This is a genomic window from Plantactinospora solaniradicis (genome assembly GCF_042658085.1).
In the GTDB taxonomy this organism is placed as follows: Bacteria; Actinomycetota; Actinomycetes; order Mycobacteriales; family Micromonosporaceae; genus Plantactinospora; species Plantactinospora solaniradicis.
Genome location: NZ_JBHSPR010000032.1, coordinates 170,067 through 184,492 on the forward strand (window position 1 = coordinate 170,067; position 14,426 = coordinate 184,492).

Here is a 14,426-nt window from a genome sequence, read left to right on the forward strand (position 1 = left end):
GCCCGGTCGGCATTCCGGTACCGCCAGGGTCAGCGTGCCGGTACTGCCAACGGCTGTGCGGACGGCGTCACCGGGGCCGGTAGCTGCCCCGGCCCGCCCAGGTAACGGTCGATCGCGGCGGCGGCGGCCCGGCCCTCGGCAATCGCCCAGACGATCAGCGAGGCGCCCCGGTGCATGTCTCCGGCGACGAAGACGCCCGGCGTACCGGCCTGCCACTCGGCGTCCGAGTCGATCGCACCGCGCCGATTGCGGACCACACCGAGCTGGTCGAGCAGCGGCTGCTCCTCGGTGCCTTCGAAACCGATGGCGAGCAGCACGAGGTCGGCCGGCAGTTCCCGCTCCGAGCCGGGCAGCACGGTCAGGAAGCGCTGGCCGTCCCGCTTCTCGACGGTGACCTCGGCGATCCGGACCGCGCGCACCTGGCCGGTGCCGTCGTCCACGAACTCCTGCACCGCGACCGCGAAGACCCGCTCGCCACCCTCCTCGTGCGCCGGGTACTCCCGCAGGATCCACGGCCAGGTCGGCCACGGGTCCCGCTCCTCGTCGCGCTCGTGCGGCGGTCGCGGGTACAGGTCGAGCTGGTGTACGCCGGCCGCGCCCTGCCGGTGCGCCACGCCCAGGCAGTCGGCCGCCGTGTCGCCGCCGCCGATGATGACCACGTGCTTGCCGGCGGCGTCGATCGGCGTCGACGACTCCCGACCGTTCACCAGCCGGTTCGACGCCACCAGGTGTTCCATCGCCTGGTGTACGCCGCGCAGCGGCCGACCCGGGGTCTGCGGGGTGTCGCGTCCGGCGAGGGCACCGCAGGCCAGCAGCACCGCGTCGTGCTCGGCCCGGAGCTGCTCGGCGGTGACGCCGACGCCGACGTTCACGCCGGTCCGGAACTGCACGCCCTCGGCGGTGAGCTGGGCCAGCCGCCGGTCGATGTGTTCCTTCTCCAGCTTGAAGTCGGGGATGCCGTACCGGAGCAGGCCGCCGATCGCGTCGTCCCGCTCGTACACCGTCACCGCGTGACCGGCCCGGACGAGCTGCTGCGCGGCGGCGAGTCCGGCCGGGCCGGAGCCGACCACCGCGACCCGCTTGCCGGACGGCGCCGGCACCTCCTGCGGGGTCACCAGGTCCAGGTCGAAGGCCCGGTTGACGATCTCGACCTCGACCTGCTTGATGGTGACCGGCGCCCCTCCGGCGATGCCCAGTACGCAGGCCGCCTCGCAGGGCGCCGGGCAGAGCCGCCCGGTGAACTCCGGGAAGTTGTTGGTGGCGTGCAGCGACTCGATGGCGGTCGCCCAGTTGCCGGTCCGGACCAGGTCGTTCCAGTCCGGAATGCGGTTGCCGAGCGGGCAGCCGTCGTGGCAGAACGGGATGCCGCAGTCCATGCACCGGGTGGCCTGCTCACGGATCAGGGGCTCGTCCGCGGACGGGTACACCTCGCGCCAGTCGGAGATCCGTACCGGCACCGGGCGGCGGGCCGGTAGCTTCCGGTCGTAGCGGAGGAAACCGTTCGGGTCAGGCACGAGCCACCTCCTGGGAGGGCCGCGAACCGGGAGTGACCGGTCGGGCGGGGGACGCGGGCGGGGCGACCGGGGCGGCGACGGACGCCGGCTGCACGGGTACGGCCGGCGGTGCGGCCGGCACCGCCAGGGCGGTCATCACCGCCTCGTCGACGTCGCGCCCCTCCGCCTCGGCGATCCGCATGATTTCCCGGACCCGCTTGTAGTCGCGGGGTACCACCGCGGTGAACTCCTCCACCGCCTCCGGCCAGCGCTTGAGCAGCGCCTCCGCGACGGACGAGTCGGTCTCGGCGAAGTGCCGCTGCACCAGGTCGTGCAGGCCGACGCGCTCGTCGTCGGTCAGCGGCGCCAGGTCCACCAGTTCGGTGTTGACCCGGCGGCGGTCGAGTTGCCACACGAACGCCGTACCGCCGGACATGCCGGCGGCGAAGTTCCGCCCGGTCCCGCCGAGCACCACCACCGTGCCGCCGGTCATGTACTCGCAGCCGTGGTCACCCACCCCCTCGACGACGGTCACCGCGCCGGAGTTGCGGACGGCGAAGCGCTCGCCGACCCGGCCACGCAGGAACAGTTCGCCGCCGGTGGCCCCGTACAGGATGGTGTTGCCGGCGATGATCTGGTCCTCGGCCCGGCCGTTCGGTCCGGCTGGGGTGTCCAGCCCACCGGCGAACGGCGCGGCCGGGTCGGGGCGGACCACGATCCGCCCGCCGGACAGCCCCTTGCCGACGTAGTCGTTGGCGTCGCCGGCCAGCCGCAGCGTCACGCCGCTGGGCAGGAAGGCGCCGAAGGACTGGCCGGCGGTGCCGGTGAGGTCGAACTCGATGGTGTCGGCCGGCAGGCCGGCCCCGCCGAAACGCCGGGTGACGACGCCACCGAGCATCGCGCCGACGCTGCGGTGTTCGTTGCGGACCGTCACCGCGGCCCGGACCCGGGTACCCGATGCGGAGTCCGCGTCGCCGGCCAGCACCGGTGCGGCGAGGGCGAGCAGTTCGTTGTCCAGGGACCGGTCCAGCCCGTGGTCCTGGGCCCGTACGCCCCGGCGGGCGGCACCGGCCGGCAGCTCCGGCACGTGGAGCACGGGCCGCAGGTCCAGCCCGTGTGCCTTCCAGTGGTCCAGGGCGGGGGCGAAGTCGAGCAGCTCGGTCGCGCCGATCGCCTCCTGGAGCGAGCGGAAGCCCAGCTCGGCGAGGTAGCCCCGGACCTCCTCGGCGAGGAAGAGGAAGAAGTTCTCCACGAACTCGGGGCGTCCGGTGAAGCGCTCGCGCAGCACCGGGTTCTGGGTGGCGATGCCGACCGGGCAGGTGTCCAGGTGGCAGACCCGCATCATGACGCAGCCGGCGACGATCAGCGGGGCGGTGGCGAAGCCGTACTCCTCGGCGCCGAGCAGCGCCGCGACCACGATGTCCCGGCCGGTCTTGAGCTGGCCGTCCACCTGCACGGTGACCCGGTCGCGGAGCCTGTTGAGCAGCAGCGTCTGCTGCGCCTCCGCCAGACCCAGCTCCCACGGCGTGCCGGCGTGCTTGAGCGAGTTCAGCGGCGAGGCGCCGGTGCCGCCGTCGTGTCCGGAGATCAGGATGACGTCGGCCTTGAGCTTGGCGACCCCGGCCGCGACGGTGCCGACACCGATCTCGCTGACCAGCTTGACGTGCACCCGGGCCGCCGGGTTGACGCTCTTCAGGTCGTGGACGAGCTGCGCCAGGTCCTCGATCGAGTAGATGTCGTGGTGCGGGGGCGGAGAGATCAGTCCGACTCCCGGGGTGGCGTGCCGGGTCCGGGCGATCCACGGCCAGACCTTGTTGCCGGGGAGCTGGCCGCCCTCGCCGGGCTTGGCGCCCTGGGCCATCTTGATCTGGATGTCGTCGGCGTTGACCAGGTATTCGCTGGTCACCCCGAACCGGCCGCTGGCGACCTGCTTCACCGCCGAGCGTCGGGACGGGTCGTAGAGCCGCTCGACGTCCTCGCCGCCCTCGCCGGTGTTCGACTTGCCGCCGAGGCGGTTCATCGCGACGGCCAGGGTCTCGTGCGCCTCGGCCGAGATCGACCCGTACGACATGGCGCCGGTGGCGAACCGCCGCACGATCTCGCTGGCCGGCTCCACCTCGTCGAGTGGGACGGGCTCGCGTACTCCGGTGCGGAGGGTGAACAGCCCGCGCAGCGAGCCGGCCTGCTTGGCCAGGTCGTCGACCTTGGCGGTGTACTCCCGGAAGACGTCGTACTGCCGGGAGCGGGTGGCGTGCTGGAGCAGGAAGACCGTCTCCGGGTTGAACAGGTGCAGTTCGCCCTCGCGGCGCCACTGGTACTCGCCGCCGACCTCCAGCGGCCGGTGGTTGAGCGCTCCGGTGTTCTCGGCGTACGCCCGGGTGTGCCGGGCGGCGACCTCGGCGTGGATCTCGGCCAGCCCGATGCCGCCGATCTTGCCCGCCGTGCCGGCGAAGTAGCGCTGCACCAGCCGGTTGTCCAGGCCGACCGCCTCGAAGACCTGGGCACCGCAGTACGAGGAGACGGTGGAGATGCCCATCTTCGACATGATCTTGAGTACGCCCTTGCCGAGCGCCTTGACGTAGTTGCGGACCGCCTTCGCCGGCTCGATCCCGGTCAGCGCGCCCGTGTTGATGAGGTCCTCGACCGACTCGAAGGCCAGGTACGGGTTGACGGCGGCGGCGCCGTAGCCGATCAGCAGGGCCGTGTGGTGCACCTCGCGGCAGTCACCGGACTCCACGATCAGCGCCACCTGGGTCCGGGTCTGCTCCCGGACCAGGTGCTGGTGCACGGCGGCGGTGAGCAGCAGCGACGGGATCGGCGCCAGGTCGGCGGTGGAGTCGCGGTCGGACAGGACCAGGATGCGTACCCCGTCCTCGATCGCCTCGGAGACGTGCCGGCAGATCTCGGTCAGCCGGGCCTTCATCCCGGCCGCGCCGTCCCGGATCCGGTAGAGCCCGGAGACCCGGACCGCCTTGAAGCCGGGCAGGTCGCCGTCCTCGTCGACGGAGAGGATCTTGGCCAGCTCGTCGTTGTCGATCACCGGGTAGGGAAGCACGATCTGCCGGCAGCTCGCCGGGGTCGGGTCGAGCAGGTTTCCCTCCGGCCCGATGGTGGCCTGGAGGCTGGTCACCAGCTCTTCCCGGATGGCGTCCAGCGGCGGGTTGGTCACCTGGGCGAAGAGCTGGTGGAAGTAGTCGTAGAGCAGCCGGGGCCGGGTGGACAGCGGCGAGATCGGGGTGTCGGTGCCCATCGAGCCGACCGGTTCGGCGCCGGCCCGGGCCATCGGGCCGAGCAGGATCTTCAGCTCCTCCTCGGTGTAGCCGAAGGTCTGCTGCCGGCGCCGCACGGAGTGGTGGGTGTAGACGATGTGCCGGCGCGGCGGCAGGTCGGCCAGGTCGATCAGGCCGGCGTGCAGCCAGTCGTCGTACGGCTGCTCGGCGGCCAGCTCGGACTTGATCTCGTCGTCGAGGACGATCCGCCCGGCGGCGGTGTCGACCAGGAACATCCGGCCGGGTTGCAGCCGCCCCTTGGCCACCACGCTCGCCGGGTCGAGGTCGAGTACGCCGGCCTCGCTGCCCAGCACCACCAGGCCACCTGCGGTGAGCCACCAGCGGCCCGGCCGCAGTCCGTTGCGGTCGAGTACGGCGCCGACCAGCGAGCCGTCGGTGAAGGCGACCGACGCCGGCCCGTCCCACGGCTCCATGAGGCTGGCGTGGAAGCGGTAGAAGGCCCGCTTCGCCTGCGCCATGTCCGGGTCGTTCTCCCACGCCTCGGGGATCATCATCAGCACCGCGTGCGGCAGGCTGCGCCCGGCGAGGTGCAGCAGCTCCAGGACCTCGTCGAAGTTGGCCGAGTCGGAGGCGGCCGGGGTGCAGATCGGGAAGAGCCGCTTCAGGTTGCCGGGGATGTCGGGGCTGGCCAGTAGGGCCTCGCGGGCCTGCATCCAGTTCTTGTTGCCCCGGATCGTGTTGATCTCGCCGTTGTGCGCGATGAACCGGTACGGGTGGGCCAGCGGCCAGGACGGGAAGGTGTTGGTGGAGAACCGCGAGTGCACCAGGGCGATCGCGCTGGTCATCCGGGGGTCGGTCAGGTCCGGGAAGAACTCCGGAAGCTGGTCCGGGGTGAGCATGCCCTTGTAGACCATGGTCCGGCTGGACAGCGACGGGAAGTACGCCGACACCCCCCGCTCGGCGGTCTCCCGTTCGGCCTGCTTGCGGACGCAGAACGCCACCCGGTCCAGGTCGAGGCCGGTCAGCGCGGTGCCGGCCGGACCGGCCGTCGAGTCGGTCAGCCGGTCGGCGGCCAGGAAGACCTGCCGGATCCGGGGCCGGGCGGCCAGTGCGGTTTCACCGAGGTCGTCCGGCCTGACCGGTACGTCCCGCCAACCGAGAATCTCCGCGCCCTCGACCAGGGCGTACTTCTCCAGCACCGTCCGGGCCCGCGCCTCGTCAGCCGGGTCGGTGGGCAGGAAGACCAGGCCGGTGGCGTACTGCCCGGCCGGCGGCAACGGGAAGTCGACCACGGCCCGCAGGAACGCGTCCGGCACCTGGAGCATGATCCCGGCGCCGTCGCCGGTGTTCTGCTCCGCGCCCCGGGCTCCCCGGTGGTCCAGCCGGCACAGCGCGGCGAGGCCCTTCGCGACCACGTCGTGCGAGCGGCGACCGTGCAGGTCCGCCACGAACGCCACCCCGCAGGCGTCCCGCTCCATGCCCGGGTCGTAGAGCCCCTGCGGCTCCGGCGTTCCCGCCAACCGAGCCGGGTACTCCGGGACGCGACCGCCGCCCGTCGACTCGAGGTCGGCACCCGCCGACGAGGAGAGGTGCGGTTCCTGGGGGTACGGAAAGGCCACCGGGGCTCCTGTCGTCATTCACGTTCAATCATTAGGTCGGGACGACGTCGGCCCTGCTGGGTTTCTCGAGTCTACGTTAGGTGCCGGCGGGGTCCACCAGTTCGAACTGATCACAGGCAGCGGAATTGATCACATGCCCGGTATCCGCTACGTGTACGCTCCCCCGGTGGCTTCTGTGCGAGACGAGCCGTTTGACCGGTTGGAACGCTTTTACGATGCGGTACCCCGTGACGGGGCACACACGGAGGATTTCGGCGGGCTGGTTCTCTTCGTCCGCGACGGAGCTGGCTGGCCATTCTACGCCCGCCCACGACTGGACGCCACGGAGCCGCCGTCCGCGGCCGACATCAGCGCCGTCCGCCAGCGGCAGCGCGACCTCGGCCTGCCGGAGGCGTTCGAGTGGGTCCACGACAACAATCCCGAACTGCTGGCGGTTGCCCGGTCCGCGGGCCTGTCGGTGCTCGAAGCGCCGCTGATGGTGCTCGACCCGACCGCCCTGCCGCCAGCCGCCGAACTGGGCGGGCCGGCAGTGCGGATCCTGGATCCCGCCGCACCCGGCTTCGCCGCCGACGTCGCGGTCCGGCGGGCGGTCGCCGCGGTCGGCTTCGCGGCACCGGGTACCGAGATCGGCGCGGCCGGGTCGGCCGCCCGGGACGCCGCCCTGGTCGAGCTGCCGGTCGACTCGCTGGACGAGGAGCGGGCCCGGACCGCGACCGGGCGCCGGATCTCCGCACTGGTCGAGATGCCGGGCGAGGGAGCGGTGGCCAGTGGCATGGCGCTGCGGGTCGACGACGTGGCCGAGATCGCCGGCATCGCCACGCTCCCGTCGGCCCGCCGCCGGGGCCTCGGGGCGGCGGTCACCGCGGCCCTGGCCCGCCGCCTGCTCGACGACGGCACCAACCTGATCTTCCTCTCCGCCGGCAGCGAGGAGATCGCCCGGGTCTACCTGAGGGTCGGGTTCCGGCGGATCGGTACCGCCTGCATCGCCGAGCCCGCCCCCGCCGCCCTGTAAGGAAGGGCCCCTTCTTATCGCTTTCTGCATAAGAAGGGGCCCTTCTTAACCGTCGGCCGGCAACGGGCGGCCGACGGGTGGACGAGCCTCAAGACATCCTCAAGATCATTGCATCGCCGCACGTGGCGGATCATGATGACCCGCAGTGTTGTCCCCGTACAACTCCACCCCCCTCGGAGTTCACATGAGAATAAGACGACCGACGGTAGTTGTTCTGTCGACACTGCTCGCCGCCACCCTCGGCACGGTCACCGCCCCGTCGACGGCACTGGGCCAGCCCGCGTCAGCGTTGCAGACCGCCGTCGCGGAGCCGAACCAGGTCTCCGGGCTCACCGTCACCCAGGCCGACGGGTACGCCACGCTGGCGTGGACGCCGGTCGAGGGCGCGACCGACTACCAGATCGAGCGGACCCCGGTGGACGCCGGGAACGTCGCCACCGGTCCGGCCGTGGTCGTCGGCGTCTGGCGCCCGAACCGGCAGATCAACAACGAGTCGCCCACCTTCGCCGACGCCGGGTTCAGCCCGGGCGACCGGTTCCAGTGGCGGGTACGCGCCCGGTTCGACACCACCGCGCAGCCGTACTCCACTCCGGTTTCCGGCACCACGCTGTCGCCCTGGGGCGACCCGAACGTCCCCGGCGAGAGCCTGCGCACCCAGTGGGAGACCACGAAGGCGGCGCAGTACACCAGCGACGTCGAGGAGTACGCGTACACCGCCGAGGTCGACCGGCTCAGCGAGCGGGTCCGGGTGGTGGAGATCGGCCGCACCGTCCTGAACCGTCCGATCAACATGCTCGTCTTCGGCTACCCGACCCCGCCGACCACCGCACAGGCCGTCGCGGCGACCTCGCCGCTGGCGATCAACTGCAACGTGCACGGCAACGAGCCCGGTGACCGCGAGGCCTGCCTGGTGCTGGCCCGCAAGCTGGCCTTCGGCAAGGACGCGAAGACCGTCGACCTGCTGTCGCACACCACCGTGCTGATCGTTCCGACGATCAACGGTGACGGGCGGGCCGCCAACACCCGGGGCAACTCGACCGGGCAGGACCTCAACCGCGACTACTCGCTGATCCGCCAGCCGGAGACGGCGGCGTACGTGCGGATGCTGCGCGACTACCGCCCGGTGGCCGGCTACGACGGTCACGAGTACGGCAACTCCACCGCCGGTGACCTGCCGATGCTTCCGCCCCGGCACCAGAACGTGGCGAAGCAGATCTTCGACGAGTCGATGGACATGATCGAAGGTCACATGTACGTGCAGGGCGCCAAGGACGGCTGGTGGGCCTGCCCGTACGGCTGCGAGGGCGGCAGCGGCGTGGGGCTGAGCGAGGAGACGATCCTCCGCAACACCCTGGGCCTGAAGAACACGGTGAACTCGCTGCTGGAGCTGCGCAGCTCCGGTGGCCAGACCCGGCCCGACGAGGGCAACAGCGCTAACAACCGGCGCCGCAAGACGTACTCGGCGTTCTGGACGTTCAGCCAGTTCCTCGACTACCACCGGGCCAGCCTGCCCGCGATCAAGCAGGCGCGGAGCGAGGCGATCGAGTTCCAGGCCTCGAACACCGGTCGACTCGTCTTCCGGGGTTCCCGGCCGATCCCGCTGCACCCGGCACCGCACCCGGGTGAGGCCGGACCGCGCGACGACCTGCCCGAGCCCGAGATGATCCTGGACAACGCCCCCTGTGCCTACAAGCTCACCGAGGAGCAGTACAACGGGGCGCGTACCGACGGTCCCGGCGGAGTGGGCGCCACGGTGGCGCAGCGGATCGCCGCGCACGGTTGGAAGGTCGTCAAGGCCGCCGACGGGTACTACGTGCCGCTGGCCCAGCCGGAGCGGGGCCTGATCCCGCTGCTGCTGGACGCCCAGGGCGCCGAGGAGTGGGTGGACGGCCAGCGGGTCTACCCGACCAGCACGGGCCGGCACAACGGGCCGCTGAGCGTCTCCGGCTTCACCTGCATCTCGGGTGGCACGGTGAACGGCCCGGTCACGGTCCGGCCGGGCGCGGTGTTCATCGCCACCGGTACGACGATCAGCGGTCCGGTCAGCGCGACCGGCGCCGCCGGGTTCTTCCTGGCCAACAGCACGGTGCGTGGCCCGGTGCAGATCTCCGGCACCACCAACGCGGTGTCGCTGGTCGACAACCGGATCTCCGGACCGGTCGCCCTGTCGGTCAACAACACCGGCAGCGACGTACCGCTGCTGGCCGGTAACGCCGTGAGCGGTCCGCTGAGCTGCTCGCTGAACAGCCCGGCACCGACCAACCTCGGTGTGCCGAACCAGGTGAACGGCCCCAGGGCGGGCCAGTGCGCGGCGCTGTGAGCCGCGTCCGGCGGTGACCTGAGCACCACCGGTCCTCGCCGTACCGGCAGGTCGGGCCCAGCGCCCGGCCTGCCGGTACGACACCTTGCCAGTCCTTCGTGGAGGTTGTCGTGTCCAAGCCGTCGAACCCGTCCCCGGTACCCGGCCGCGTCGGTCGGGCGGCCGGACGTACCCGGATCCACCGGACGTCGTGGCGCGGACCGGTCCGCCTCGCCGCCACCGCGCTGCTGGTGGCGGCCGCCACCGTCGGCTGCACGGACTCCGACCCGGCCGAGCGCGGCGCGACGGCGCGGGCGGCCGCCCAGCCGGCGGCCTCGGTGACCGGACCGCTCTGCTCCGCCCTGCCGTCCGGCAGCGACCCGGGGAACCCGGCGTCCCTGGCCGGCGAGCCCGGCGACGTGGCGTTGCAGTGGATCCCGGTGCTCACCCGGTTCGAGGCGGCGGTACGGGCGGCGGGCCTGTCGGCCGAGCTACGCGATCCGAACGGCGTGACCATCCTGGCGCCGACCGACGACGCGTTCGCGAAGAAGTTCTCCGAGGACAACCTCGACGACTTGATGATCAAACGGAAGGACGAGCTGCGTACGCTGGTCCGGGCGCATCTCGTCGCCGGCTCGCACTCGCTGGCCGACCTGGTGACGAAGGGCAGGGTCAGCACGCTCGACGGCACGTCGGTCACGATCACCCGGGCCGACCCGATGGCCCGGATCGGCGACCACACCGAGACCGTCTGCGCCGACTACCAGGTCACCGGCGGCCGGATCCACATCATCAACGGGGTGCTCGGCAACCTGCCGACGACCGCCGACGCCAACGGCGACCCGGCGCACTGAGGTCCGGTCCAGCCAGGGTGCCGGGCCCAGCCAGGGTGCCTGTTCCAGCCGGGGTGCCGGGGCCAGCCGGAGTGGAGGGGGCCGCCAGCCGGGGTGCCGGGTCTAGTCGGGTGCCGGGAATCCTTGACGGGCCTGTGGACCACGCTCCGGAGGTAGGGCGGCCAGTACGGCGTCGAGCGGCGTGTCCCGGCCGAACCGGTGTGCCAGCGCGAATGCGCCGGTAGCGAGGACCGACTCGGTCGCCCCGTCCGAGCCCAGCCGCCATCCGCCCGCCCCGGGGAGCGGCCCGTCCGATCCCGAGGTGAGCCGCCACCGGTCCGATTCCGAGCCGGGCCAGGCGGCCGACTCCGAGCCAGGCCAGGCGGCCGACTCCGAGCCAGGCCAGGCGGCCGACTCCGAGCCGGGCCAGGCGGCCGACTCCGAGCCGGGCCAGGCGGCCGACTCCGAGCCGGGCCAGGCGGCCGAGCGGGTCCGCCCAGCCGCACCCGATTGGCCGTCCGACCGGGTCCGACCGGCCCGTCTCGGCCGCGCCGGCCCGTCGAGCTGGGCGCGCAGGGCCCGCTCGGTCGCCTCGGCGTCCGGCCGTTCGCAGGCCGGCACCGGCGCACCGATCTCGGCACGGATCCGGTGGGCGGCGCCGAGCAGTCGGGCACCCCGGATCGGCTCGCCCTCCAGCCGGGCCACCTCGGCCAACGCCTCCAGCACGCTCGCGGTCCGCCACAGGTCGCCGACCCGGCGGTGCTCCGCGAGGCTGATCCGCAGATGCCCGGCCGCCTGCCGGGTACGCCCGCCACGCAGCTCGACCAGGCCACGTAGGTTGTGCGCCCAGCCGACCCCTTCGGGAAACCCGATCGCCGAGTGCCGGCGCAGGGCCACGTCGAGCAGTGCCGAGGCCCGGTCGATGTCGCCCTGGTAGAGCGCGACCGCGCCGAGGTTCATCAGCGCGCTGGCCGCCGCCAGGGCGTCGCCCAGCCGTTCGTGTCGGCGCAGGCTCGCCCGCAACCGCGAGTCGGCCCGGTCCAGATCGCCCGCGAGCCACGCGGTGAAGCCGCGCAGCTCCGTGGTCTGCGCCTCGCCCCACTCGTCGTCGCACTCGGCGAAGATGGCGCCCGCGGTGGCCAGGTGGCGGGCGGACTCGCCGTACCTGGCCTGCTCCCGGGCCACCGAGCCCAGGATCAGCTCCACCCGGGCCTCGGTTCTGCGGTCCCCGGTGCCCCGGCACGCGGCCCGGGCCAGCTCCGCGTGTTCGATCGCGGCCGGATAGTCGCAGCGCAGCATCGCCAGCATTGCCGCGCCGATCCCGGCCCGGGCCCGCAGCGCGGGCGGTGCCGCCGGTTGCCTCGCCAGCGCCCCCGCCAGCCATCGGTGCCCGTCCCGGTAGTGGCCCTCCAGGCGGCAGTACATCGACAGCGCGGTGGCCAGCCGGAGGTCGCCGTGCGCGGGTCCACCGGCGCCGGCCTCGGCCAGCCAGGTCATCGCCGAACGCAGGTTGGAATCCTCGGCCCGCAACCGGGACAGCCACCGCTCCTGGGCCGCGCCACGCAGCCGGGCATCGGCCCGCTCGGCCAGGCCCAGACAGTACGTCGCGAGATCCTGCCGGGCGGCGACCTCGGCACCGGAGGCGACCAGCCTGGCGAGCGCGTGCCGCCGGATCGGCTCCAGCATCCGGTAGCGGACGGGCGTCACCTCGGGCGGCTCACCGGACGTACCCGCCGACCCGGCCGGCTCGCCCGGCAGCGGTTCCGCCAACGACGCCTCCACCAGCGCGGCCAGGGCGACCGGGGCAGGCGCCCCGCCGACCGCCTCGGCCAGCTCGGCGTCGAATCCTCCGGCACAGATCGAAAGCCGGTCGAACAGCCGGCAGGCGTCGGGATCCAACTGGGCCAGGCTGGACTCGACGGCGGCGGCGATGCTGCGGTGCCGGTCCGACACCCTCGGATCCGGGCTCCGCAGCAGCCGTACGTCGGCCCGGAGGCGGGCGATGATCTCGTTGACGCTCAGCAGTGGCGTACGCGCCGCGGCCAGCTCGATGGCCAGCGGCAGTCCGTCGAGTTCGGCGCAGAGCCGTACGACCGCTTCGGCGCTGGCCTCGGGGACCGGCCGACCAGATAGCTCGTGGGCGCGTTCGAGGAAGAGCCGGGTGGCCGGATGTGCGGTGAGCGCGTCGATGTCGTGCCCGCTTCCCGGCTCGGGTACGGCCAGCGCCGGCACCCGGATCCGCGACTCGCCCGGCACCCGCAAGGCGACCCGGCTGGTCGCCAGCACACGCAGTCCCGGACAGTGCGACAGCAGCCGCCCGACCAGCTCCGCACAGCCCGTGACCAGGTGTTCGCAGTTGTCCAGGACCAGCAGGGCCGGTACGGCGCCGAGATCGGCGACCAGCGCCTCGACGACGTCCCGCGCCAGATCGGGTACGCCGAGCGCGGCGGCCACCGCCTGCGGTACCCGTACCGGGCTCTCCACGGCGGTGAGGTCGACGAACCAGACGGGCCGATCGGTCACCCGTGCCGCCGCGGCCACCGCCAACCGCGTCTTGCCAGCGCCCCCGGTACCGGTCAGGCTGACCAACCGGTGCTGGTCGAGTCGCTGCCCGACGACGTCGAGCAGTTCGTCCCGGCCGAGCAGCGCGGTGAGCGGGACCGGAAGCCGGGCCGCCGGGCGCGCCCGGGACGCCGGACGGCCGGTGGCGGCTTCCGGGACCGGTTCGGTGCGGTGACCCGTCGCCCAGTCCTCCGGCAGCTCTCCCCGCTGCGCCGCCTCCGCGAGCGCACAGATCCGACCGGCCGGCTCGACGCCCAACTGCTCCGCGAACACCTCCCGGGCGCGCCGCTGCACCTGCGCGGCGGCCCGTCGCCCGTCGGCCAGGAAGGACGCCACCAGCAGCAGCTCCCACAGCCGCGCCCGCAGCGGGCGGCCGGCGACCGCCGCCGACAGTTCACCGACCGCCGTACGCGCCAGTCGGGTACTGGCGGCTCCGGCGGCCACCACGGACCGGTCGGCGACGGGGCCACCGGCGGCGGCGTACGCCGAGACGGCCAGCCGGAGCAGGCACTCCCAACGGTCCTCGAACGCGTCGACCCGGGCCTGCCGCAGCCGGCGCACCTCGGCGGCGGCCCACCCCGACGGACACAGCCGGTGGCCGCGCAACGGCTCGCCCCCGGCCTTGGCGAGCACCTGACCGGTCGGGTCCGGCGACGTTGGCGGGGTCTCCGACGACGTGGGCGGGGTCGGCGGGACGAGGTCCGGACCTGCCCCGGGTGGCCCCGACCCGGAGCAGGTCCCGGCCGCCGGTTCCGGGACCACGTCGGTCCCCGAACCGGTGGTGGCGGGATCGGACCAGGTCGCCAGCGCGGCGCTGAACAGACGGCCGGCGGCCGAGAGTTCACCGGCCGCCATCCGGCGACGGGCCCGGGTGACGAGCCGGGTGAACCGGTGCGCGTCGATCCGGCTGCCCGGCAGGCGCAGCCGGTAACCACCGGGCCCGATCTCCAGCGCGTCCGGCGATCCGCAGTCGGCGAGCGCGGCGGCCAGCAGGGTGGCCGGTCGGTCCAGGATCCGGGGTTCGGCCGGCACCGGACCGTCGACCCGGGTCCGGCCGGTGGCGGAGGTGCCGACCGCGGCGAGTAGCTCCGCGTCGGGTACCGGTTCACCGGCCCGGAGCGCGAGCAGCCCGAGCAGCAGGCTCGACTCGTCCGGCAGGTCCACCGGTCCGCCCGGTCCGACCAGTCGGACCGTTCCGAGCAGCCGAACCTCGCCTCCGGTGCTGCCCGTCCGGTCCATCTTGGCCTGCTGGCCAGGCACGCTGTGCCGCAACTGGGAGCCCTCACCTTCGCTCCCGGCAAGTGTGCGACGCGGCGGCGCGGGGGGCATACCCCCGATCGGTCGGTTAGCCCGCGAACCGGAGGGTCCGGCGCGACCC

Annotated in this window: 6 protein-coding genes; 3 read left to right on the top strand and 3 right to left on the bottom strand. The window is 73.2% G+C overall.

Annotated elements, in window-relative coordinates; genetic code table 11:
* Positions 1-29 precede the first annotated feature (29 nt).
* Positions 30-1,514: a glutamate synthase subunit beta gene (locus ACFP2T_RS29615; protein ID WP_377427373.1), complete on the bottom strand. Its 1,485-nt coding sequence runs from the start codon at positions 1,512-1,514 to the stop codon at positions 30-32.
* Positions 1,507-6,243, bottom strand: coding sequence for a glutamate synthase large subunit (gltB, locus tag ACFP2T_RS29620; RefSeq protein WP_465264279.1), 4,737 nt, complete (start codon positions 6,241-6,243; stop codon positions 1,507-1,509). Before gltB ends, ACFP2T_RS29615 begins: the two co-directional genes overlap by 8 nt.
* Before the next feature lie 232 nt (positions 6,244-6,475).
* Here gltB and ACFP2T_RS29625 point away from each other — a divergent pair, with 232 nt between their 5' ends.
* From ACFP2T_RS29625 to ACFP2T_RS29635, 3 genes are all read left to right on the top strand, one after another.
* Positions 6,476-7,354, top strand: a complete 879-nt coding sequence (locus ACFP2T_RS29625; protein ID WP_377427377.1) for a GNAT family N-acetyltransferase — start codon at positions 6,476-6,478, stop codon at positions 7,352-7,354.
* Positions 7,355-7,538: 184 nt separating this feature from the next.
* Positions 7,539-9,674 (top strand): M14 family zinc carboxypeptidase, encoded by a 2,136-nt coding sequence (locus ACFP2T_RS29630; protein WP_377427379.1) that lies wholly within the window; start codon positions 7,539-7,541, stop codon positions 9,672-9,674.
* 110 nt (positions 9,675-9,784) lie between these two features.
* Positions 9,785-10,507, top strand: coding sequence for a fasciclin domain-containing protein (locus ACFP2T_RS29635; protein WP_377427381.1), 723 nt, complete (start codon positions 9,785-9,787; stop codon positions 10,505-10,507).
* Positions 10,508-10,609: 102 nt separating this feature from the next.
* On the opposite strand, the gene ACFP2T_RS29640 is transcribed toward ACFP2T_RS29635, so the two are convergent.
* Positions 10,610-14,320, bottom strand: coding sequence for an ATP-binding protein (locus tag ACFP2T_RS29640; protein ID WP_377427383.1), 3,711 nt, complete (start codon positions 14,318-14,320; stop codon positions 10,610-10,612).
* Positions 14,321-14,426: the final 106 nt, after the last annotated feature.